Here is a 20,867-nt window from a genome sequence, read left to right as displayed (position 1 = left end):
ATGTCGCCATCGGGTCCGGATCCCTTCGACCTGGAGCGCTTCGTGCGCGCCCAGTCGGCCCACTACGACACTGCGCTGGCGGAGCTGCAGCGCGGCCGCAAGCGCACGCACTGGAGCTGGTTCGTCTTTCCCCAGCTGCGGGGCCTGGGGCGCAGCGACATGGCGGTGCGCTACGCCATCTCGGGGCTGCCCGAAGCCGCCGCCTTCCTCGCCCATGCCACCCTGGGGCCCCGCCTGCGCGCGTGCGTGGCCGCCATGAACCGGCATGCGGGTGTGTCGGCCACCGCCATCCTGGGCGACATCGACGCCACCAAGTTCCATTCCTGCGTCACCTTGTTCGCGCAGGTGTCGCCGCCCGGCACCGTGTTCCATGAGGCCTTGGCCATCCACTTCGGCGGCCAGCCGGATGGGGCCACGTTGCGCTTGCTGGCCGATCAGCGTGGCGAGCGCGGCGGGCACAGGGGCTAGTTCGAGGGGAATGCCCGGTGGTAGCCCCGGGGGAACGCCCCGTCCTGGATGTCGAGTTCCACGCCCCCCGGCGTGAACTGGATGCGGAACGCGTTGCTCATCATCTCCCCGCAACGCGCGATGCCGGTGACGGGGGCCGCCTCGGTCCCGGCCAAGGAGAAACGTTCCGCCCTCACCGCAGGGTCGGTCCGCACCACGACCAGGCTGCACCCGTCGCGCGGTGTGCTGTCGACGAAGGCCAGCCTGTGCGAGTCCGCGGACCACACGAAGTGCGACAGGACCTGATGGGGGTTCTCCGCCAAGTCCAGAAGCAGGTTCTCGCGGGGCAGCCCGTCCGGCCCCAGGTCGGGCAGCAGCGGCATGCCGATGTCGGCGGTGCCCAGTTCATCGCCGGTGTCGTCGGCGTCGTCGGGCGGCGGGATCGGCTCGGCCCCCGTCACCCCGAGAGCGACGGCTGGCTGGTTCTGCTCCCTCGGCCTGTCCAGGTCGTAGAGGCGGTACTGGAACTCGATGCCCTCGACGAAGTGTTCCGGAAAGAAGCGTGCATAGGCCAGGAACCGCCCATCCGGCGACACCACCGGGCTCATGGCAATGAAGCGGTCCACCGGGCGTGACGCCAGCACGTCGAACACCAGCACCTCCCGGAGGGCGACGTGTCCGGTGCCACCGAGGACCACGAGGGTACGCCCACCATACAGGTGGGCCGACTCGATGGTGGCCATCACCGATTGCGGCAGCCGCCTGGGGGCGCGGCCTTGCGCGCCGGGGGTGAGCAGTTGCAGGCGCCCGGCGTCGCGGTTCAGCACGACGCGCAGGGGGCCGAGTCGGGTGTGCTCAAGTTCCACGGCCTGGATGCGCGGCCTGGCCTGCCCGGAAGTGCTGGCGTGCGGTGTGTGGGGTGCCAGCACCGCACACACCGCAGCCACCGCCAGGGCCCAGCGCGGCAGGGTGCGCACACGGGCGTGCGTCCCCGTGGTCAGCACCATCGCCCCCTCACCGCGGCGCGGCGTCCACGGGAACCAGGACGAACCCGCGCGTGGCCTTGCCGGTGTCGCCCGGCCGGTGGCCATGCGCCGTGACGTAGCCCTGGTCGTTGATGCGCATGCCCCAACTGGTGGAGCGCAGTTGGCTCAAAGTCCGACATGGTGGGGTCATCGGTCTTCAGCGGCACGGCGCCGGTGCTGCGCTTCCAGATGAAGGCGTGGCGCTCATCCGGTTCGTCCGACTGGGGCCGGTTGATGTGGCCGCCACGTGCCCCTTGTCGTCGATGGCAGTGGCCTGGCTGACACAGTCGCAGCGCTTGCGCTCGATGGCCGGCAGCGGATCGCATTTTGTTAGCCAATTCGCGGTAAATCACTGCTGCGGCACCAACACAAAGGTTCGGTGTGCAACATTGAATGGCGGCGGCTTATAGGAATTCAACCGTCCGGACACCATAATGAGTCCTCGATCGCTTATGCGAACATTTGCTCCGTTGTGCCAAAGAGTCACATCGGCCGTCAACGGGTCAGCGGGATCCAACAACGATTGTAAATCCACGACGCCACTTTCTTCATCCCAATAGAAGAAGCGCGGCGGAGTGCCCGCGCCATCATCGACATAGGAGAAGGTACCGACCACCTGACCGCGATTGTTGATGTCCAGCGCCGTCATGTCGCGCATCCGCCCATCTGCCGGCTCCAGCGTCCTTCGGCCGGTGTCAAGGCTCCACATGAAGGCAACACGCCCCTTTGGATTGTCATGACGGTGCGTTAGATACCCTGACCCGACTACTTGGCCCCTATTATTAATTCCATAGGCCCGACTCTCCCGGCCGCAGTGCACCCAACCAATGGGAGGCCCATCATCAAGCGCTGTGAATTCCTCGGTGTTCGAGTCGTAGACGAACGCGCGGACGCTGGGGCACATGTTTTGCGGCGATTCGCTATAGCCCACGACCTGACCCATATCATTCAGACGTTGAACATACAGTGTATAGGGGCCATTCACTATGGGTCTCACCCCCCTATCAGCCGACCATACCCAGGGCCACTTACTCTGCCCGAGAACTTGGTCAGAATTCGAAATGTCAATAATTGGAAAGTCGGCGAGGGAGTGGGCGGCCCATGTCCCCTTCAAGAAGGGCAACACAGTTCGGTCGCTCTTCACAAGAATGGCTGTTTGTTTTCTGGATACTTCCGTAATCAATGTTCCCGCCATGTTTCCGCGGTTGTTGATTGCATAAAGTGCTGACCAAGCGCGTCTTGGCTCCGGAAGATACGAAGCTCCCCTATTTCGCTTCCACCAAAGGTGGTTATCAGCAACACCAAGGGCCACATCGTGATCGTTCAAATCGAAGCCGACAGTTGCCCGTTTGCCATCACCCCAGAGGCCCCAGTCCATTGCTCGGTACAGTGGCGGAGAGGCGAGGCTACTGAAGCTTGCCGCGCACGACAGGACCGCTGCAATCAGGCGGACGAATTGCATTTCAAACTCCTACCTTGACCAATTCCACGGAGAGTCTTCTGATAATCCGCATGTCGTAGGGTCTACGGGAGGTCTGTCAACACCGGGGAACATATTGCGATATGTAAGCATCGCGGCGATCCGGTTTGTGTCTCCAGCATCGGTAATTGTCTTTGTGGCCGCGCCGCTTCACGGCGCAGGCTTCACCGGCACAAGGACGAATGCACGACCCGCCTTGCCGATGTCACCTGGCAAGTTGCCGTGGGCCGTGATGTAGCCCTGGTCGTTGATGCGCATGCCATACGAGGTGGAGCGCAGCTGCACCTGGGCGCTCAAGGGGTCGTTGGGGTCGAGCATGGTCTGCAGGTCCACGATGCCGGTGTGAGCGTCCCAGTAGAACAGCCGTCGTTGCGGCTTGGGGTCGCCCTTTTTGACGAAGGTGCCTACCACCTGATCCCGCTCGTTGATGTCCAGCGGTTCGAAGTCCGACATGGTGGGGTCATCGGTGTTCAGCGGCACGGCGCCGGTGCTGCGCTTCCAGATGAGGGCGTGGCGCTCGTCGGGGTCGTCAGACTTGGGCCGGTTGATGTGGCCGACCACGTGCCCCTTGTCGTTGATGGCAGTGGCCTGACTGAACCAGCCGCAATGCTTTCTGTCCACGGCGGGCGGCCCACCATCGATGGCGGTGTAGCGGCCGGTGCTGTCCTGGTAGATGAAGGCGCGGGTGCCCAGGCACCCCGGTGAGTTGTCATCTTCCTGAAGCTTGTAGCCGACCACCTGGCTGTGGTTGTTGACCCGCAGCACGTGGTAGTTGATGCCCGACACCTCCTGGAGCGCACGCAGGCCCTGGGTGGGTGACCACAGCCACGGGTACTCGCTGCTGCCGAGTACCTCGCCGTTGTCGGCCAGGTCACGAACGGGCTCATGCGGGTCGGGCGTGTCCCCCGCCCAAGTGCCTTCGAGGAAGCGATGGGGTTCCTCGCCGAGGCGAAGAAGAATGGGCGTGGAGATGGTGTCGCTGCGTTGGCTGGTTCTGCCTGCGAACTGGTTCGCGTTGTTCACTCGGCGCAGGTACAGCATGTCGGGACCGAAGCTGAAACGCCGCGCGCCTTCCTTCTCGGTCCACAGGATTTCAACGCCGCTTTCATAGCCAATCGCCAGCGCCAAGCCCTGGTCATTGATGTCCATGACCCTGATACGACCATCGCCAGGCAAGAGAGGCAGCTCTTCTGCACGCCACATCGGCGTGGCGGCCTGGGCCGTCGAAAAGCACAGGGCGGTGAGCAGCGCGGTGCACGCGAGCGTCGGACGAACGGTTGGCATCAAGGCCCCTCCTGGCGTGGGTGGAGCCGCGCAGTGTGGGGCCGCCCCGGGTCGGGGACCACCACTAGAACGCGGACAGCCGGGCCCAGGCGGGGCCGCCGCGGCCACGCGCTACCGGACGTCCGGCGCGCTCGCTCAGGTGCCGTCCGTGGGTGCGGGCGTCACCCGCCGCGAGTAGGCGAGGAACACGTCGTCGCGCACCCAGTCCATGGCGGTGTAGAGCGCCTGCGCGGTGGTGTTGGTGCGCGCGGTGGTCAGGTCCATGCGGTGCTTGCCGTCGGCGGCGGCGCGCGCCTCGGCCGCGGCCAGCAGCGCACGGCCCACGCCACCGCCACGCGCCTGTGGCGACACGAACAGGTCGTACAGCACGTAGATGGGCGCCGCCTCCACCGAGCAGAAGCTCGGGTAGAGCTGGCAGAAGCCGAGCAGGCACGGGCGACCGTCGCGGTCCTGTTCCGCCACCAGCACGACGGACTCGCCGCGCGCCATGCGCGCCTGCAGGAAGGCGTGCGCCCCATCCCGATCGGCCGGCTGCTCGTAGAACTGCCGGTAGGCGTCGAACAGGGCGGCGAGGGCGGGCAGGTCGTCGGGGGTGGCGGGGCGGAGGGTCATGCGGGCGATTGTGGCCCGCTGGCGGGCGGGGCCGGGGGCGCCCTGAACGCCTCGCACGGGTCCGGCCGCGGTTCGGGCTCGGTGCGGACCACCGCGTCGTAGCGGCCCGGTGCGTCCGCGTCGGCGTTGTCGCCGCCGCGCTCCAGCACGCCGATGGCGGCGATCTGATCGGGGGGCACGCCGGCGGCTTGCAGCAGCACCGGCACGCCCAGGTCGCGGCGCACGTGGCCGTTGCCGGCGATCAGCACCACGCGGTGGCCGGCGGGTGCGGCCAGCAGCGCGGCGGCCAGGCTGGCGTCGCGCACGCGCTGGGCCAACACCATGGGGGCCACCATCGTGGGCGGCAGCGCGCCGCAGTGGCCGTCGGTGATCTCCTGTGCCTGGGCCTGCTGCCGGGCAGGCGTCCACGCGGCGCCGGCCAGCAGGGGCTGCAGCGCGGCCGGCACGGCGGCCTCGCCCTGGCGCACCACGGCACGCACGGTGTCGCGCGGCAGGTTGCCGCCGGCCACGCGCGCGCCGCCGTCCAGGGCCGCCTGCAGCACGGGTCGGTGCAGCGGCCAGCGCCAGCCGCGTTCGTCCAGCCCGCCGGCGCGCGCCACGGCGTCGGGGTCGCCCGGCGCCGCGGCCTGGGCGCGGCGCAGGTCCTCGCCGCGCGCGGCGTCCATCTGCTCGAACACCACCACGGTGGGCCGGCCGTCGGCGAGCAGGCGGCGCAACCACTCTGCCCGCAGCGCGTGGTGGCGCGGGTTGTCGTGCACCTCGCCCAGCAGCACGACACGCGCGTCGCGCGCAGGGGCGGGCAGCGGCTCGGCCGGCCGGGTGGCGCAGGCGACGAGCAGGGCGGCCCACGCCAGGGCGGCCGATCCGAGGGCGCTGCGGGCGGCGCGGCGGGGGCGTGTCATCGGCGCGGCAGGGTGCGTCACGGCCAGGTCTCCATGCGGGGGTCAGCCAGTGTGCCGGGTGGTGCCGGGCACGCTGAGCGAGGGGGCGGTGCGAGAGGTGACCGCGTCCGGGGCGGGCGCGCGCGCAGGTGGGGCGCCACGCCGCCGCGGCACCACGCCCACCGCGCCGTCGGGCAGCCTCACGCCGTGCAGCCCCACGCCGTACAGCGCCTCCAGCGCGGGCAGGGCGGCCAGGCCCGCGCGGCGCGGCGGGCCGGCCAGGCGGCCGTCCTGCACCAGCCAGAGGGTGTCGAAATCCGACAGGGCCTGGCCCAGGTCGTGCAGCACGGCCACCAGAGCGTGGCCGCGCTCCCGGGCGTAGGCCTGCAGGGTGTCCATCAGCTCGCGTTGCAGGGCCGGGTCCAGCGCCGCAAGCGGCTCGTCCACCAGCAGCAGGCCGTGCGTCTGGTCCCACAGCTGGGCCAGCACGCGGGCCAGCTGCACGCGGGCCAGCTCGCCGCCGGAGAGCTGGTCGATGCGGCGGCCGGCGAGGTGCAGGGCGCAGGCGGCGCGCAGGGCCTCGTGCACGATGGCCTCGCGCGCCGGGTCGGGTTCGCGCGCCAGGCGGCCCAGCCCCACCACCAGCCGCACGGGCAGGCCGAAGGCGATGGCCGCCCCCGCGCCGCCCAGCTGCGGCAGCACGGCACGGCGGCATGCCAGCGCGGCGCGTGGCATCGCGGCGAGCAGGCCGCCGTCCAGCCGCACCTCGCCGCGCTGCGCGGCCAGCTCACCGGCCAGCAGGCGCAGCAAGGTGGACTTGCCCGCGCCGCTGGGCCCGAGCACGGCGATGCGCTCGCTGTGCTGCACGCAGGCGTCGAAGGGGCCGAAGGCGCGGCCGCCCTGGTGCGGCTGGGCGGCGGCCAGCTGCAGCAAGGGCGACGCGGACGCGGCGGTGGCGGCCGTCATGCGGCACCGCCCCGGCTCGCCTGGCGCAACAGGGCCAGGAACAGCGGCGCGCCCAGCAGGGCGGTGAAGATGCCCACCGGGATCTCGGCCGGGAGCGCCACGGTACGCGCCACCGTGTCGGCCACCAGCAGCAGCGCGGCGCCGAAGGCGGCGGACAGCGGCAGCACGCGCCGGTGGTCGGCGCCGGCCACCAGGCGCGCCAGGTGCGGCGCCATCAGGCCGATGAAGCCGATCACGCCGCACCAGGCCACGGCCAGGCCGCACAGCAGCGCCACCGCCACCACCACGCGGGTGCGCAGCCGCGCCACGTCCAGGCCCACATGGCCGGCCACGGCCTCGCCGAGCGCCAGCGCGTTCAGGCCGTCGGCCAGGCGGCGCGCCAGCGGCAGCGTCAGCGCCAGCACGGCCGCCAGCACGCCCACCACGGCCCACTCGCCGCCGGCCAGCGAGCCCAGCGTCCAGAAGCTCAGCGAGCGCAGCTGCTCGTCGGTGGCCAGGTAGGTGCACAGGCCCACCACGGCCATGGCCCCGGCGTTCAGCGCCAGGCCGGTGAGCAGCAGCCCGGCCACCGAGCCGGGCGTGAGCCAGCGCGCCAGGCGGTCCAGCGCCAGGCACACGGTGAGGCCGCCGGCCAGGGCGGACGCTGGCAGCACCCACGGGCGCCACGCGGCGGGCAGGGGGTGCGTGGCCCCGGAGAACACCGTGAGCACCAGCGCCGCCGCGCACGCCGCGCCGCTGGTGATGCCCAGCAGCCCGGGGTCGGCCAGCGGGTTGCGGAACAGCCCCTGCGCCAGGGCCCCGGCCAGCGCCAGGCAGGCGCCCACGGCGAGCGCCAGCAGCGCACGCGGCAGGCGCAGCTGCCACAGCACATGGGCGCCGCCGGCGCTGGCGGGGTCGGTGCCGGGGCGCCAGGGGGCCAGCCAGTCGGCCGCGGACACCGGCACCGCGCCGAACTGCACGGCGCCGGCCAGCAGCACCCCCAGCAGGGCCGCGGCCGCCAGCGCCGGGCGCAGCGCCGACCCCGCGCCGCCGTCGCGCGGGGGACGGCCGGCGCCGCGGAAGGCGCGGTGCCACGCCGCCAGCGTGTTCACGTGGCGGGCCCTCGGCCGTGCAGCCCCTGCGCCAGCGTGCGGATGGCCGAGGGCAGGCGCGGGCCGAAGCCGAGCAGCCACAGCGCGTCCAGGCTGAGCACGCGCCGCGCGCGCCCGGCCGGTGTGGCCGCGAGGCCGGGCGCACGCAGCAGCCCGTCGATGCCGCCGGCCGCCTGCAGCCCCTGGTCGGTGACGAGCAGCACCTCCGGCGCGGCGGCCAGGGCGGCCTCGGCGTTGAGCGGCACGTAGCCGGCGGTCGGCGCCAGCGCATTGCGCGCGCCGGCCAGCGTGAGCATGGCATCGGCCGCGGTGTCGCGGCCGGCCACGCGCACCGCGTTCATCGCATGGGCCAGCACGAACAGCACACGCGGCGCGGGGCGCCCGCCGGCCAGCCGCTGCGCCTCGGCGCGCGCGGCCTCGGCCTCGCGCTGCCATTGCACCGCGAGCGCCTGCCCCGCCTCGGCACGGCCCAGCAGGGTGGCGACGGCCCGGGTGCGCTGCGCCAGGCCCTCGATGCGGTGCTCGGCCGGCAGCATATGCACCGGCACGCGCGCCGCCTCCAGCTGCCGCAGCACGGCGGGCGGGCCGGCCTCGTCGCTGGCGAGGACGGCCGTGGGCGCGAGCGACAGCACGCCTTCGGCGGACAGGGCGCGCGCGTAGCCCACGCTGCGCAGCGCGCGGGCGGCCTCGGGGTACAGCGAGGTGGTGTCCACGCCCACCAGCGTGCCCGCAGCGCCCAGTGCGTACACGGTCTCGGTGATGGCGCCGCCGACGGCCACGATGCGTGGGCCGGTGGCCGCTGCCCGGGCGGCGTGGCCCAGACCCATGCTGCCGCCCAGGCCCAGCGCCGCCGCCTGCAGCACGCGGCGACGTGACGGCCGGTGCGGGCTCATGCCGCGCACCCCGAGGCCGCGCCCGAGGCCACGCCGGTGGCACTGGCCAGCAGCTCGCGCCAGTCGCAGCGCTCGGCCTGGCCGGGCTTGCGCTCGCCGAACAGCATGGCGATGGTGCGGCCCTCGGCGTCGAACAGCTCCAGCGAGCTCACCACGCCGTCGACGGTGGGCTTGTGCACCACCCAGGCGCGGTCGATGTGGTCCTCGCGCAGGTGCAGGTTGAAGCCGGGGTCCAGCACGTTCAGCCACGGGCCCATCACGGTCACGCGCCGCACCAGCCCGGTGTGGATCTGGATCATGCCGGGGTTGCCCACGAAGACCATGATCGACGTGCCCTGCTGCGCGGCGCGCGACAGCAGCTCCTGCGTGCAGGCGGGTTCCACCGGGCGGGCGAAATCCGGCGGCGCCAGGCGCAGGGCCTGCGTGCGGCTCAGGCGGTGGCGGCGCAGCAGGCCGAAGAAGTCGTGCGTGTCGCGCAGGGCGGCCCAGTCGGCGTGGAAGGCGGCCAGGTCCACCTCCGCGTCCGGCCGGTCGGGCGTCTCGGTCGGCGCGGCCACGGGGGGCAGTGCGGCCGGTGCCTGGTCGTCGTGCGCGAAGCGCTCCACCAGTGCCTCGTAGGCGGCCGGGTCGCTGCCCTCGCGCAGGAACACCTTGTGGATGGCCGTGCCCTGCGCGTCGAACCACTGCAGGCTGCGCTGCAGGCCGCGGTCGGTGGCCTCCTGCACCGCGAAGCCGTGGGCCCAGGCGGCGTAGAACACGCGCAGGTCGATGGCCTCGCCCAGCACCAGCCCCACGCCCCGCCCTTCGGGGCCGGACACGGAGACCTCGCGGTAGCGGCCCACCTTCTCGTGCACGCAGGACGCGTTGCGGGTGAGCGCGGTCACCTCGCCCAGCGATTCGAGCGCCGCCACGGCTGCCGGCCAGTCCCGCCGCAGGCGCAGGGCGCGCAGCGGCGATTCGCCGGCCGGCCAGGCGCCCACATGGGCGGCGATGAGCGCCGCCTCCGACACGCCGAGCGCCTCGGCGATGTCGCGGTGGCGGCGCGCCGGCGGCCGGCGCGCCTCGGCAAAGGCGCGGCGCAGGGCGGGGAGGGACGCGGGGGCGTCCGCAGTCGGGGCGATGAGGGGCAGGGCGCTCATGGGGGCTCTCCAGCGATGGCGTGAGGGGGCCGCGTCGGGCGGTGGGTCAGAAGTCCGCGCGCAGGGCGATCTGCACGCTGCGGCCGGGGGCGGTGTAGGCGGGCAGGGCCGGGTTGGCGCTGCCGTCGGCGGCGCTGGCCGACAGGCCACGCACGTCGGACCAGCGCCACCAGGTCTCGTCGAAGAGGTTGCGCACCGCGCCGCGCAGCGACCAGGTGCGGTCGATGCGCCAGGTGGCGAAGAGATCCACCACGTCGGCGGCCGGCGGCAGGAAGGCGCTCGCCCGGCTGTCGCCGGGCACGTCCTCGGCGGCCTTGCCGTCGTGGTGCTGCCACTGCGCCATCACGTTCCAGCGGCCGGCGTCGTGGCGCAGCGCCAGCAGCCAGCGCAGCGGCTGGATGGTCTCCAGCGGCTCGCGCACGCCGTCCACCTCGCTGGAGCCCTCGGCCTTGGCCAGCGCGGCGCGGGCGCTCCAGCCGCTGCCCAGCGTCGCGTCCAGGCGCAGCTCGCTGCCGCGGATGTGGGCATCGCTCAGGTTCACGTACTGGAACACCGCCGGGTCGGTGGGCGTGAAGCTGCCGCCCACCTGCTGCTGGCTGATGAAATCGCGGTAGCGGTTGTCGTAGACCGCCAGCTGCCAGGCCACGCCCGCGGCCAGCTCGCCGCGCGCGCCCAGCTCCACGCTGCGCGCATGCTCGGGCTTCAGGTCGGGGTTGCCGATGGAGACGTAGCCCGAGGCCGGGTTGGAGAAGCCGTTGTTGACCTGGTCGGGCTGCGGCGCGCGGAAGCCCAGCGACCACTGCGCGTAGGGCGCGAAGGCCGGCGACACGCGCCAGATCGCGCCCAGCCGCGGCGTGACCGCCTGGTCGCTGAGCGAGACGGCGGTGCCGCTGAAGCCCGCGGTGTCGCGCGGCGCGAGGCGGAAGCTGTCGAAGCGCAGGGCCGGAATGAGGGTCAGGCGCTTGGTGTCGATCTCGCTCTGCACGAAGGCGCCGGCCTGGGTGAAGCGCGTGTCGGGGAAGGGGTTCGAGGGGTAGGTCTCGCCGAAGGGCGGCACGGTGCCGTCGCGCTCGGCCGAGAGCTCGCTGCGGCTGGCGTCCAGCCCGACGCTCAGGCGCTGCGGCAGCGCGCCGCGCAGCCTGGCCGTGCCCTGGGTGCTCAGGCCCACGACGCGCTCGCGGTAGCGGTTGTCGCGGGTGCGGTCGGCGCTGAAGGCGCGGTCCTCGGCATGGAACTGGGTGGTCTCGGCACGCTGCGCGTAGACGGTGGTCTGCCAGCCGGTGAGGCCGGCCGCGCGCTCGTCGCGCCAGCGGTGGCCCACGGACACGCGCAGGCGCTCGCTCTCGTCCTTCGCCTCGAAGCCCAGCGTCTGGTTGGCGAAGGGGTTGCCCGGGCCGGGCACGGCCGGCTCGGCGGCGACGGCGGACCACATCGTCGCGTCCTGGCGCAGGCGCCGCCCCTCCACCGTGGCCTCCAGCGCATGGTGGTCGCCCAGGCGCCAGGCCAGGTTGCCCAGCACGCTGGTGGCGCGCGTGTCCAGCGGGTTGGGGGCGGTGCGGGTCTCGTTGCGGGCGGTGTGGTCGCCCTGGTTGTCCGTCTCGTGGCCCTGGCGGTGGCTGGCCAGCAGCAGCGCCTGCAGCGTGTCGCCGCCCCAGGCGACGGCCGCGGTGGCCACGGCGGAACGGTCCACCGAATCGCCGCCCAGCTTCACGAAGCCCGCGGTGGAACGCGCACCGGCGCTGCCGGGTTCGCCACCCAGCAGGTCGGCCGGGCGCAGCAGGCGCAGGCTGAGCGCGCCCGCCAGGCCGTCGCTGCCGAACTGCGACGAGCTGGGCCCGCGCAGCACCTCGGCGGTGGCCAGGGTGTCCGGGTCCACGGTGTCCAGCCGGCCGGTGCCGAACGGGCCGAAGCTGAAGGCGCTGGGCAGGCGCACACCGTCCACCAGCACCAGCACCTGGTTGCCCTCCAGGCCGCGGATATTCAGGCCTTCCTGGCCGGCGCGCCCGCTGCCGCTGCCGGTGGAGAAGCGCGCGGCCGGCGCGCGCACGGCCAGGTCGGGCTCGTCCTCCAGCAGGCGCTTGAGGTCGCCGGCCTGGCGCTCGGCCACGTCCGCCGCGGTGTGGGTGCTGACGGTGGCCGGCACCTCGTCGGCCGCGCGCTCGGTGCGCGTGGCACTCACCGTGATGGTGGGCAGGCGGGGTGGCTCGGCGGCCGGTGGCGTGGGTTCAGCCTGGGCGAAGCCGGCGGCGGGGTAGGCGAGGGACAGCGCGCAGGCGAGCGGCGCGAGGGAAAGGCAGCGCATGTAACGTCAGGTCGTGGCGGAAGGGGCACGGGGCTGGCGTCATGGCTGGCGGTGTGCGGGGCGGCGCGAGGCCGCGGGCAGGGGGAAAGGTCAGTGCAGGGTGGTGCCGGGCGGGCGGGCCTCGCAGGGGGCGCGGGCTGGCCGGGCCTCGTCGGGCGCCAGGGCGGGCCGCGCCTCGTCGGGCGCGGGGCGGTCCATGGCCTGCCACTGGGCGTGGGCATGCCGCAGCGCGGCGGCCATGGGCGGCGGCACGTCCGGGTGGTGCATGAGGAAGAACAGGTTGGACACGATCTTGCGCGCCAGCAGCGGCCGCAGCAGGCTGGCCTGCGCCTGGCCGCTGGTGCGCGCATCGGGCGGCAGCGCCGCCCAGCGGGTCATCAGGGCGAAGGTGGCCACCACCAGGGCGTTCGGGCAGGGGAAATCGGCGGTGTCGGCGGGCGAGGGGGTGTCGATGGGGGCAGGCATGGCGGTGGGCGGTGCAGCGGTGCAGTGGAGGGCGGGCTCACGCCTCGTCCGGCACGGGCGGTGCCCACTCGGCCAGCGCGCGCTTCAGGCTGGCCTGGCTGGGGTTCTCGACGAACAGGCAGCGCTTGCCGGTGCGCTTGCAGTGGTCCTTCACGCGCCAGTAGGCGTTGTGGCTGATGCAGCCGGTCTGGCAGATCACCAGGTCGGCCGCCTGCAGGGTGTCGTCCAGCCTCGCCACCTTGTCCTCCTCGCCGCCGTCGTGGTGCAGGAAGCGGCCGCCCACGTCCTCGATGACCCGGCGGTAGGCACTCAGGCTCGCGGCCCGCCCGCCCACGCACAGCACGGCGCGGTCGCCCAGCGGCGGCGGCACGGGCGCGGCCTCGTCGGCATCGCCGACGGGGCTGGCGGGGCCGTTGGCGCGGGTGGCGTGCAGCGCGGCCAGCGCCTCGCCGGCCCGGTGCCGTTCGCGCTCCAGCTCGTGGCGCGTGCGCAGGAGCGCGCGCTCCAGGTCCTGGATGCGCTCGATCTGGTGGGCGACCTGGCGGGTCAGCTCGTCGCGGCTGCGCAGGCTGGGCACGGCGGCTTCCAGGGCGCGCAGCTCGTCCTGCAGGCCGGCGACGAGCGTGTCGCGGCCGATCAGGTCGGCCCGGGCGCGCACGAGCTGGGCCTGGGTGGCCTCGAGCCGGCGCGCATGGTCGGCGGCCTGCTGCACGCAGCGTTGCTGCGCGGCGCCGAGTTCGCGCGCCAGGACCTCGTTCTCCTGCAGCAGCGTCTCCAGCCGGGCCAGGTCGGCCCGGTCGGCGGCGCCGTTCTGGTGCTGCAGCATGTGGATGTCGGCCAGCACCTGCTCTTCGAGGATGGCGTCGCAGCGCGGGTGGCTCAGCGTGGCCCACAGCGCGCCGGGCACGTCGCGGCCGTGGCGCTGGGCGGCCCACCAGTCGGCCAGGGCCACGGTGGTCTTCAGGCGCTGCGTCTGGCGCAGCGCGGCCGCGTAGCGCCGGTCCAGCTCCTTCTGCACCGCCTCGGCGATGGCGCCGCGCTCGCGGCATTCGGTGTTCACGCCGCAGTGCAGCTCGTAGTCGCTGGCCTGCGCCTGGCCGCCCAGCACCTTGTCCACCAGCTTGCGCACCACCGGGAGGGGCAGGCACACGCCGACGACCGGGCAGTGGGCATGGCGGCTCAGCTCCCACACGCGCCGGCGGCGCGAGCCGCGCGGCGGGTCGGGCGGGAACGGCGCGGCCGTGCAGCCACAGGCCAGGGCGAGCGGTGCACCCATCGGCGGGTGCTGCATCGGCGCCTCCAGCGGCCCGGGGCTGGCCGCGTCCGAGGGCGTGCGCATCAGGGCGGGGGATGGGAGGGTCATTTCGTCAGGATGAGCTTGCCGGTGCCCGTGCGGCGCAGGCGGTAGACCTGGTCGCCATGGACGATCAGGGCCTCGTCCCCGCCGGCGAGCAGCGCATCGCTGGGCCAGCGCGGCAGGCCGGCACCGGGCGGCGGCGGCAGGGCGGTGGGGGAGGCGGGCGGCGCGCCGGCAGACGGCGTCGGCAGGGAGGGCGGGCTGGTCAACATCGTCCGCATCGTAATGCGAGTGATTCGCATTACGACATCAACCCTGTGGAAAGCGGGCTAGGCCTTGTGAATGCGAACTATTCCCATTAACATCGCACGTTCGCCCGGCCAGCCGTCGCCAGCCCGTGCTCCGCGTCCCGTCTTCGCACGGCGCGGTCCGTCTTCCCGAGAGCCACCGAGGAGCCCCCGCCATGCGCGCCTGGCTTGTCCGCATTCACCGCTGGTTCGGCCTGGCCGCCGCGGCGTTCCTGTTCATCGCCGGCCTGACCGGCGCCATCATCTCGTGGGACCACGAGCTGGATGCCGCGCTCAACCCCGCGCTGTACGACGCCCGCACGCCGGGTGCACCGCTGCCGGTGGCCGACCTCGTCGCGCGCATCGAGGCGTCGGATCCGCGCGTGCGGGTCACCTACCACCCGCTCGCGGTGGAGCCGGGCCACACCTTCAGCGCCTTCGTGGCGCCACGGGTGGACGCGTCCACCGGCGCCCCGTTCGCTGTCACCTACAACCAGGTGGCGCTGGACCCGGCCACCGGCGAGGTGCAGGGCCGGCGCATGTGGGGCGCGGTCTCGCTGGAACGCGAGAACCTGCTGCCCTTCCTGTACAAGCTGCACTACTCGATGCACCTGCCGGCCTCCGACAGCGGCCTCGAGTGGGGCATCTGGCTCATGGGCCTGATCGCCATCGCCTGGGTGATCGACACGCTCGTCGCGCTGTGGATCTCCTTCCCCAACCTGGCGCAGTGGCGCCGCTCCTTCGCCTTCCGCTGGGCGGCGGGCGGCCACCGGCTGGTGTTCGACCTGCACCGCTCGGGCGGCGTGTGGCTGTTCCTGCTGGTGCTGATGGTCGCGGTCACGTCCGTGTCGATGAACCTGCAGCGCGAGGTGATGCGGCCGGTCGTCTCGTGGTTCTCCACCCTCACGCCCACGCCCTTCGACAGCCGCACGCCGTCGGCCACGCCGGCCGAGCCGGTGGTCACGCGCGAGGCGGTGGTGGCGCGCGCCACGGCCGATGCCCGCGAGCGCGGCATCACCGAGCCCGCGGGCGGCCTGCTGCTGTCGCCCGAGTTCGGCGTCTGGGGCGTGGGCTTCTTCCAGCCGGGCAACGACCACGGCGACGTCGGCCTGGGCAACGCCTGGCTCTACTACGACATGGCCAGCGGCCAGCCCGCCGGGGCGGTGGTGCCCGGCACCGGCAGCGCGGGCGACCTGTTCATGCAGAGCATGTTCCCGTTGCACTCCGGGCGCATCATCGGCCTGCCCGGCCGGGTGCTCATGAGCCTGCTCGGCCTGGCGATTGCCGCGTTCAGCGTGACGGGCGTGTGGCTCTGGTGGAAGAAGCGGGTGGGGCGCGCCCGCGCTGCGGCCACCGTGCGCACCCCGGCGGCCGGCACGGGCGACCCCATGCCCACGGTTTGATCGGGGGCGGGGCGGTTCGTCAGCCTGCCCGGGCACAATGGCAGGTTGCTCTTGCACACCGGACCGACCCATGCCACCCAGCGATTCCGCCACCGCCCCCGCCCGCCCGGCCAGCCAGCGCGAACAGGGCCGCCACAGCTACACCCGTGACGAGCTGCTTGCCTGCGGCCGCGGCGAGCTGTTCGGCCCGGGCAATGCCCGCCTGCCGCTGCCCAACATGCTGATGATGGACCGCATCGTGCGCATCGACGACACGGGCGGCGCACACGGCAAGGGCTTCATCGAGGCCGAGCTCGACATCCACCCCGACCTCTGGTTCTTCGCCTGCCATTTCGAGGGCGACCCGGTGATGCCGGGCTGCCTGGGCCTGGACGCGCTGTGGCAGCTGGTGGGCTTCTGGCTCGGCTGGCGCGGCAACCCCGGCCGCGGCCGCGCGCTCGGTTCGGGCGAGGTCAAGTTCTATGGCCAGGTCTTGCCCACGGTCAAGAAAGTGACCTACCAGCTCGAACTCAAGCGCGTGATCGAGCGGAAACTCGTCATGGGCATTGCCGATGGCAAGGTCTTTGCCGATGGCCGGGAGATCTACTCCGCCACCGACCTCAAGGTCGGCCTGTTCACCTCCACCGAAGATTTCTGAGTCACCTGCAATGCGTCGTGTCGTCGTCACCGGCTATGGGATCGTGTCGAGCCTGGGCAACCACCGCGAGGAAGTTGCCCACAGCCTGCGCGAAGGCATCTGTGGCCTGAAGTTCAACCCGACCTATGCCGAGCGCGGCATGCGTTCGCAGGTCAGCGGCCGTCCCGCGCTGGAGCTGGAATCGGTGATCGACCGGCGCACGCTGCGCTTCATGGGCGACGCCGCGGCGTACTCGTACCTGTCCATGCAGCAGGCCATCGAGCATGCGCGCCTCACGCCCGAGCAGGTGTCGCACCCGCGCACGGGGCTGGTGGCCGGCTCGGGCGGCGCCTCCAGCGCCAACCAGGTGTGGGCCGCCGACACGCTGCGCGACAAGGGCATCAAGCGCGTCGGGCCCTTCATGGTCACCCGCACCATGGGCAGCACCGTGTCGGCCTGCCTGGCCACGCCCTTCCACATCAAGGGCGTCAACTACTCCATCACCTCGGCCTGCGCCACCAGCGCGCACTGCATCGGCCACGCCGCGCAGCTCATCGCCTGGGGCCAGCAGGACGTCATGTTCGCCGGCGGCGGCGAGGAGGAGAGCTGGGAGCTGTCGCTGCTGTTCGACGCCATGGGCGCCATGAGCAGCGGCTACAACGACCGGCCCGAGCAGGCCTCGCGGGCCTTCGACGTGGGCCGCGACGGCTTCGTCATCGCCGGCGGCGGCGGCATGCTCGTGCTGGAGTCGCTGGAGCACGCCCAGGCGCGCGGCGCCACCATCCTGGCCGAGCTGGTGGGCTTCGGCGCCACCTCCGACGGCCACGACATGGTGGCCCCCAGCGGCGAGGGCGCGGTGCGCTGCATGGAGCAGGCGATGGCCACGGTGAAGACGCCGGTGGACTACATCAACGCCCACGGCACGTCCACGCCCGTGGGTGACCTGGCCGAGCTCAAGGCGGTGCGGCAGGTGTTCGGCGACCAGGTGCCGATGATCAGCTCCACCAAGTCGCTGTCCGGCCACTCGCTGGGCGCGGCCGGCGCGCAGGAGGCGATCTACAGCCTCATCATGCTGGAGCAGGGCTTCGCCGCCGCTTCCGCCCACATCGAGCAGCTCGACCCGCTGGCCGAGGGCCTGCCCATCCTGCGCGAGCGCCACGACGGGCCGCTGCACACCGTGATGAGCAACAGCTTCGGCTTCGGCGGCACCAACGCCACGCTGGTGTTCAGCCGCTTCGGCGGCTGAGGCCGGGGCCGGCCGCGCGGCGGCTGCCGCGCGCGGCGCTCAGCGGCGCCCGCCGCCGCCGCGGCCGCGCCGCTGCGCCAGCGGGCGCTTGCCCTTGAGCTGGCGCTCGATGCCGTCGTTGAGCTCGCTGCGCAGGGCGAGCACCTCGTCCACGTGGCCGTAGACATCGGGGAAGCGCAGGTCCAGCCACAGCCACAGTGAACACGCGCGCAGGGCCTGCTCCATGGCGTCCAGCCGGCTGTGGCCGCTCACGGCGCCCAGGAACCACGGGTCCTTCACGTGGCCGGTGTGGGCGTGCTGCCAGGCCCAGTCGAGGTACTCCTGCACGCCGCCTTCGGTGCGCGTGTCCACGGGCGCCTGGGCGTAGACGAAACGCTCGCGCAGGCTCAGCGAGCCGGCGTGCCGGTCCAGCTGCTCGGCCAGCTCCAGCATGGTGTCCAGCTCGGCGACGGCGAAGTGGGCGTCGTCCAGCCTGAGCTGCTCGACGAACACGCCCAGCACCTCGCGCAGCTTCGTCTTGTGCAGCCGCAGCGCGATGGTCTGCACGTGCCAGAGGTTGGGCGCCACCGGGGCCTTGAAGTCGCGCGGCGCGCGGGGCGGGCGCGGCAGCAGCTCCTTCAGCGCCCGGGCGGCGGTGGGCTCGGCTTCCTTCAGCACGCCCACGAACCCTTCCTCGTGGATGCCGTAGCGGCCGGCGCGCCCGGCGATCTGGTGCACCTCGGATTCGTTCAGCTCGCGGTCGGCCACGCCGTCGAACTTGTTCATGGTGGAGAACAGCACGCGCTGGATGGGCAGGTTCAGGCCCATGCCGATGGCGTCGGTGGCCACCAGGATGTGCGAGGCGCCGGTGGCGAAGCGCTCGGCCTCGCGCCGGCGCACCTCGGGCGGCAGCGCCCCGTAGATCACCGACACCGGGTGGCCGTTGGCGGCGATCTGGTCGCGCAGCATGAGCACGTCGCGCCGGCTGAAGGCCACGACCGCGTCGCCCATCTTCAGCGCGGCGATGGGCACCGGGTGCGCGAGGCGCTCCACGTGCTGCTTGCGCTCGAAGCGGCGCACCTCGCAGCGCTCGCCGCACAGGCCCAGCAGCTTCTCGATGGCGGCCACGGCGTAGGCCGAGCAGATGATGATGACCTCGTTGGCCGGCACCGCCACGATGGCCTGCGTCCAGGCCCAGCCGCGCGAGTTGTCGAAGATCATCTGGGCTTCGTCGATCACCGCCACGTCGATCGGCGTGTTGGTGTCCACCATCTCGATGGTGCTGGACACCGCGCGGGCGCCCGGCGCCGGCACGTTCTCCTCGCCCGTCAGCAGCGAGCAGGGCACGCCCCGGGCCACCAGCCGGTCACGGCCCTCCAGGGCCAGCAGGCGCAGCGGGGCCAGGTAGGCGCCATCCACCGCCTGCGCCAGGCGCTCGAAGGCGGCGTAGGTCTTGCCGCTGTTGGGCGGGCCCACGTAGAGCGTCACCTGGCGGTGCGCGCGGCGCGCCTTGTCGAAGGTGTCCGGGTAGCCGCGGAAGGCCAGCTCGTCGTTCAGGTTGGCCAGCGCATCGGCCTCGGTGACCTGCTGTTCCCAGCGTTCCTGCGCGCGGTCGGCGGCCTTCTTCAGCTCGTCCAGGCCGGCGCCGGCCACGTCGGCCCGCACCGGGTGGGCGGCCAGCTCGGCCTGCAGGCGCGGCAGCAGCGAGTCCACGCGCGCCTCGGCCAGCTGGCGGCTGCGCTCGACCGTGCCCTCCAGGTGCTCCACCAGGGCGGCCGCGGCGGGGTAGGGCTGGGGCACGCCGAGCGCCGCATGCAGGGCCGGTTCGTCGCCGGTGCGGAAGAAGGCCCAGACCACGTCCTCGGCCACCGGCACGCGGAACAGCACCGGCACACGCCAGTCGGCCCGGGGCAGGCGCAGGGTGTGGCGCACCAGGCGGGTCCATTCGCCGCGGTGCCGGGAGACGGCCGCCGCCTCCAGCGCGGTGAAGCGCTCCAGCATGGTGGCGCGCGCGTCGGTGCCGGTGCCCACCGCCTGGATCTGAGCCAGCGCCACGGCGATGTGGCTCGGGTGGATCCAGCGGCTGGCGCGCTGGCCGGCGGCGGCCTTCTGCAGCATCACGAAGCCCAGGCGGTCCATCTCGGCCTCGCCGTGGGTGTCGTTCTCCACATCGACCTGGTCGGACGGCTTCACCACCTGGGGCAGCGAGTGGCCGTGCGCGCGCAGGCGGTTGAAATCGGTGGCGGTGAACCCCGCGGGCAGGCGCTCCGCGTGGCGGGGGTCGGGCAGCTTGGGGGGCCGGGGCGTGCCGGCAGGGGCGGTCTTGTGGGTCATGCGTGGGCGGCAGGGTAACCGCTCACGCCGGATCCGGGAAACCCTGCAGCTCCGCGCGCACCCGCGGCAGCGCGTCCGGGTGCTCGCGCGCGATGAACGCGATCAGCTGCTCGCGCAGCTCGCAGCGCAGGTCGAAGGCGGCGCCGGAGTCGCGGGCGCTGATGAGCACGCGCAGCTGCATGGCGCGCTCGCTCACCTCCGTCACCTGCACCAGGCACACGCGCCGGTCCCACAGCGGCGAGGCCTCGCACAGGCGCTGCGCCTCGGCGCGCACCGCGTCCACCGGCAGGCGCGGGTCCACCCACAGGAACACCGTGCCGAGCAGCGCGGCGCTGGTGCGCGTCCAGTTCTGGAAGGGGTGGTCGATGAACCAGCTCAGCGGGATGATCAGGCGCCGGTCGTCCCAGATGCGCAGCACCACGTAGGTGGCGGTGATCTCCTCCACGCGGCCCCATTCGCCCTCGACGATCAGCACGTCGTCGATGCGCATGGGCTGCGCCAGGGCGATCTGGAGGCCGGCCAGCAGGTTGCTGAACACCGACTTGGCCGCCAGGCCCACCACCAGGCCCGCCACCCCCGCCGAGGCCAGCAGGCTGGCACCGAACTGGCGCGCCGTGGGAAAGGTCATCAGGATCAGCGCCAGGCCGGCCACCATCACCGCGCCGGACGCGGTGCGGGCCAGCACGTTGGTCTGGGTGCGGATGCGCCGGGCGTTGAGGTTGTCCTCCACGTTGTCGGGGTGGCGCTGCATCACGCCGTCGGCCACGCCGCGGATGGCGCGGGTGCCCAGCCAGGTCAGCGCCACCAGCAGCAGCACGCTGTTCAGGTGGCTGACCACCGCCCGGCCCGGCAAGGTGTCGGGCGCGCCCTGCCAGACCACCTGCAGCGCGGCCAGCGGCAGCAGCCACTGCACGGGCCCGTCCAGCCGGCGCACCAGGGCGCTGAGCACCACCGACCAGGCGGCCATGCGGCGCACCACCGGGCGCAGCAGGCGATGCGCAAGCTGGGCCGCGAGCACGATGCCCGCGGCCAGCAGCAGCAGTTCGGTCCAGGGGCCCAGGGCGCGGGTGAGGTCCGTCCAATCCATCGTGCCGGTGTGAGCTGCCAAACCCCGCGGGCA

General features: G+C 72.9%; 19 protein-coding genes. 4 read left to right on the top strand and 15 right to left on the bottom strand.

Annotation, left to right across the window (positions count from 1 at the left end; all coding sequences use genetic code 11):
* Nucleotides 1-468 carry a DUF1810 domain-containing protein gene (locus ACE3UN_RS10640; protein WP_374674917.1) on the top strand — a complete coding sequence of 156 codons (468 nt, stop codon included), beginning with the start codon at nt 1-3 and terminating at the stop codon, nt 466-468.
* On the opposite strand, the gene ACE3UN_RS10635 is transcribed toward ACE3UN_RS10640, so the two are convergent.
* The 13 genes from ACE3UN_RS10635 to ACE3UN_RS10575 all read right to left on the bottom strand — a co-directional run bounded on the left by ACE3UN_RS10635 (nt 465) and on the right by ACE3UN_RS10575 (nt 14,154).
* Nucleotides 465-1,454, bottom strand: a complete 990-nt coding sequence (locus ACE3UN_RS10635) for a hypothetical protein (RefSeq protein ID WP_374674916.1) — start codon at nt 1,452-1,454, stop codon at nt 465-467. The genes ACE3UN_RS10640 and ACE3UN_RS10635 overlap by 4 nt on opposite strands.
* A gap of 367 nt (nt 1,455-1,821) precedes the next feature.
* Nucleotides 1,822-2,934, bottom strand: a complete 1,113-nt coding sequence (locus tag ACE3UN_RS10630) for a DUF3466 family protein (protein ID WP_374674915.1) — start codon at nt 2,932-2,934, stop codon at nt 1,822-1,824.
* A 168-nt stretch (nt 2,935-3,102) separates the two neighbouring features.
* Nucleotides 3,103-4,236: a DUF3466 family protein gene (locus tag ACE3UN_RS10625; protein WP_374674914.1), complete on the bottom strand. Its 1,134-nt coding sequence runs from the start codon at nt 4,234-4,236 to the stop codon at nt 3,103-3,105.
* A gap of 135 nt (nt 4,237-4,371) precedes the next feature.
* The gene (locus tag ACE3UN_RS10620; protein ID WP_374674913.1) at nt 4,372-4,848 is read right to left on the bottom strand and encodes an N-acetyltransferase family protein; all 477 of its coding nucleotides are present in this window, start codon (nt 4,846-4,848) and stop codon (nt 4,372-4,374) included.
* The gene (locus ACE3UN_RS10615) at nt 4,845-5,750 is read right to left on the bottom strand and encodes a ChaN family lipoprotein (protein WP_374674912.1); all 906 of its coding nucleotides are present in this window, start codon (nt 5,748-5,750) and stop codon (nt 4,845-4,847) included. Before ACE3UN_RS10615 ends, ACE3UN_RS10620 begins: the two co-directional genes overlap by 4 nt.
* Nucleotides 5,751-5,792: 42 nt before the next feature.
* The gene (locus tag ACE3UN_RS10610; RefSeq protein WP_374674911.1) at nt 5,793-6,695 is read right to left on the bottom strand and encodes an ABC transporter ATP-binding protein; all 903 of its coding nucleotides are present in this window, start codon (nt 6,693-6,695) and stop codon (nt 5,793-5,795) included.
* Entirely contained in the window at nt 6,692-7,786 is a 1,095-nt protein-coding gene (locus tag ACE3UN_RS10605) for a FecCD family ABC transporter permease (RefSeq protein ID WP_374674910.1), read from the bottom strand. The genes ACE3UN_RS10610 and ACE3UN_RS10605 overlap by 4 nt, the downstream gene beginning before the upstream one ends.
* A complete protein-coding gene (locus ACE3UN_RS10600) occupies nt 7,783-8,679 on the bottom strand; it encodes a hemin ABC transporter substrate-binding protein (RefSeq protein ID WP_374674909.1) in 897 nt (298 codons plus the stop codon). Before ACE3UN_RS10600 ends, ACE3UN_RS10605 begins: the two co-directional genes overlap by 4 nt.
* A complete protein-coding gene (locus ACE3UN_RS10595; RefSeq protein ID WP_374674908.1) occupies nt 8,676-9,818 on the bottom strand; it encodes a hemin-degrading factor in 1,143 nt (380 codons plus the stop codon). The genes ACE3UN_RS10600 and ACE3UN_RS10595 overlap by 4 nt, the downstream gene beginning before the upstream one ends.
* A 46-nt stretch (nt 9,819-9,864) precedes the next feature.
* Nucleotides 9,865-12,120, bottom strand: a complete 2,256-nt coding sequence (locus ACE3UN_RS10590; protein ID WP_374674907.1) for a TonB-dependent receptor — start codon at nt 12,118-12,120, stop codon at nt 9,865-9,867.
* Between the two features lie 90 nt (nt 12,121-12,210).
* The gene (locus tag ACE3UN_RS10585; RefSeq protein WP_374674906.1) at nt 12,211-12,585 is read right to left on the bottom strand and encodes a hypothetical protein; all 375 of its coding nucleotides are present in this window, start codon (nt 12,583-12,585) and stop codon (nt 12,211-12,213) included.
* Between the two features lie 37 nt (nt 12,586-12,622).
* Nucleotides 12,623-13,948: a DUF2325 domain-containing protein gene (locus tag ACE3UN_RS10580; protein ID WP_374674905.1), complete on the bottom strand. Its 1,326-nt coding sequence runs from the start codon at nt 13,946-13,948 to the stop codon at nt 12,623-12,625.
* The gene (locus ACE3UN_RS10575) at nt 13,945-14,154 is read right to left on the bottom strand and encodes a hemin uptake protein HemP (RefSeq protein ID WP_374674904.1); all 210 of its coding nucleotides are present in this window, start codon (nt 14,152-14,154) and stop codon (nt 13,945-13,947) included. Before ACE3UN_RS10575 ends, ACE3UN_RS10580 begins: the two co-directional genes overlap by 4 nt.
* Before the next feature lie 191 nt (nt 14,155-14,345).
* On the opposite strand from ACE3UN_RS10575, the gene ACE3UN_RS10570 reads away from it, so the two are divergent.
* From ACE3UN_RS10570 to fabB, 3 genes are all read left to right on the top strand, one after another.
* Entirely contained in the window at nt 14,346-15,572 is a 1,227-nt protein-coding gene (locus ACE3UN_RS10570; protein WP_374674903.1) for a PepSY-associated TM helix domain-containing protein, read from the top strand.
* A 70-nt stretch (nt 15,573-15,642) separates the two neighbouring features.
* Nucleotides 15,643-16,209 carry a 3-hydroxyacyl-[acyl-carrier-protein] dehydratase FabA gene (gene fabA / locus ACE3UN_RS10565; RefSeq protein WP_374674902.1) on the top strand — a complete coding sequence of 189 codons (567 nt, stop codon included), beginning with the start codon at nt 15,643-15,645 and terminating at the stop codon, nt 16,207-16,209.
* A gap of 10 nt (nt 16,210-16,219) precedes the next feature.
* Nucleotides 16,220-17,434, top strand: coding sequence for a beta-ketoacyl-ACP synthase I (fabB, locus tag ACE3UN_RS10560; RefSeq protein ID WP_374674901.1), 1,215 nt, complete (start codon nt 16,220-16,222; stop codon nt 17,432-17,434).
* Between the two features lie 39 nt (nt 17,435-17,473).
* Here fabB and ACE3UN_RS10555 read toward each other — a convergent pair whose 3' ends face one another.
* Complete coding sequence (locus ACE3UN_RS10555) at nt 17,474-19,747, bottom strand: helicase-related protein (RefSeq protein ID WP_374674900.1); 2,274 nt, start codon at nt 19,745-19,747, stop codon at nt 17,474-17,476.
* A gap of 22 nt (nt 19,748-19,769) precedes the next feature.
* Nucleotides 19,770-20,834, bottom strand: coding sequence for a mechanosensitive ion channel family protein (locus ACE3UN_RS10550; RefSeq protein ID WP_374674899.1), 1,065 nt, complete (start codon nt 20,832-20,834; stop codon nt 19,770-19,772).
* Nucleotides 20,835-20,867: the final 33 nt, after the last annotated feature.

It is taken from the genome of Ideonella sp. (genome assembly GCF_041918995.1).
Classification (GTDB): domain Bacteria; phylum Pseudomonadota; class Gammaproteobacteria; order Burkholderiales; family Burkholderiaceae_C; genus Ideonella.
The sequence above is the reverse complement of the archived record's forward strand: the minus strand, read 5'-3'. Positions and strand labels throughout refer to the sequence as shown.

Bases quoted from the DNA above. Each gene is read 5' to 3' on its own strand.
- ACE3UN_RS10640 (WP_374674917.1), top strand. From the start codon at position 1: ATGTCGCCATCGGGTCCGGATCCCTTCGACCTGGAGCGCTTCGTGCGC.
- ACE3UN_RS10635 (WP_374674916.1), bottom strand. From the start codon at position 1,454: ATGGTGCTGACCACGGGGACGCACGCCCGTGTGCGCACCCTGCCGCGC.
- ACE3UN_RS10630 (WP_374674915.1), bottom strand. From the start codon at position 2,934: ATGCAATTCGTCCGCCTGATTGCAGCGGTCCTGTCGTGCGCGGCAAGC.
- ACE3UN_RS10625 (WP_374674914.1), bottom strand. From the start codon at position 4,236: ATGCCAACCGTTCGTCCGACGCTCGCGTGCACCGCGCTGCTCACCGCC.
- ACE3UN_RS10620 (WP_374674913.1), bottom strand. From the start codon at position 4,848: ATGACCCTCCGCCCCGCCACCCCCGACGACCTGCCCGCCCTCGCCGCC.
- ACE3UN_RS10615 (WP_374674912.1), bottom strand. From the start codon at position 5,750: ATGACACGCCCCCGCCGCGCCGCCCGCAGCGCCCTCGGATCGGCCGCC.
- ACE3UN_RS10610 (WP_374674911.1), bottom strand. From the start codon at position 6,695: ATGACGGCCGCCACCGCCGCGTCCGCGTCGCCCTTGCTGCAGCTGGCC.
- ACE3UN_RS10600 (WP_374674909.1), bottom strand. From the start codon at position 8,679: ATGAGCCCGCACCGGCCGTCACGTCGCCGCGTGCTGCAGGCGGCGGCG.
- ACE3UN_RS10595 (WP_374674908.1), bottom strand. From the start codon at position 9,818: ATGAGCGCCCTGCCCCTCATCGCCCCGACTGCGGACGCCCCCGCGTCC.
- ACE3UN_RS10590 (WP_374674907.1), bottom strand. From the start codon at position 12,120: ATGCGCTGCCTTTCCCTCGCGCCGCTCGCCTGCGCGCTGTCCCTCGCC.
- ACE3UN_RS10585 (WP_374674906.1), bottom strand. From the start codon at position 12,585: ATGCCTGCCCCCATCGACACCCCCTCGCCCGCCGACACCGCCGATTTC.
- ACE3UN_RS10580 (WP_374674905.1), bottom strand. From the start codon at position 13,948: ATGACCCTCCCATCCCCCGCCCTGATGCGCACGCCCTCGGACGCGGCC.
- ACE3UN_RS10575 (WP_374674904.1), bottom strand. From the start codon at position 14,154: ATGTTGACCAGCCCGCCCTCCCTGCCGACGCCGTCTGCCGGCGCGCCG.
- ACE3UN_RS10570 (WP_374674903.1), top strand. From the start codon at position 14,346: ATGCGCGCCTGGCTTGTCCGCATTCACCGCTGGTTCGGCCTGGCCGCC.
- fabA (WP_374674902.1), top strand. From the start codon at position 15,643: ATGCCACCCAGCGATTCCGCCACCGCCCCCGCCCGCCCGGCCAGCCAG.
- fabB (WP_374674901.1), top strand. From the start codon at position 16,220: ATGCGTCGTGTCGTCGTCACCGGCTATGGGATCGTGTCGAGCCTGGGC.
- ACE3UN_RS10555 (WP_374674900.1), bottom strand. From the start codon at position 19,747: ATGACCCACAAGACCGCCCCTGCCGGCACGCCCCGGCCCCCCAAGCTG.
- ACE3UN_RS10550 (WP_374674899.1), bottom strand. From the start codon at position 20,834: ATGGATTGGACGGACCTCACCCGCGCCCTGGGCCCCTGGACCGAACTG.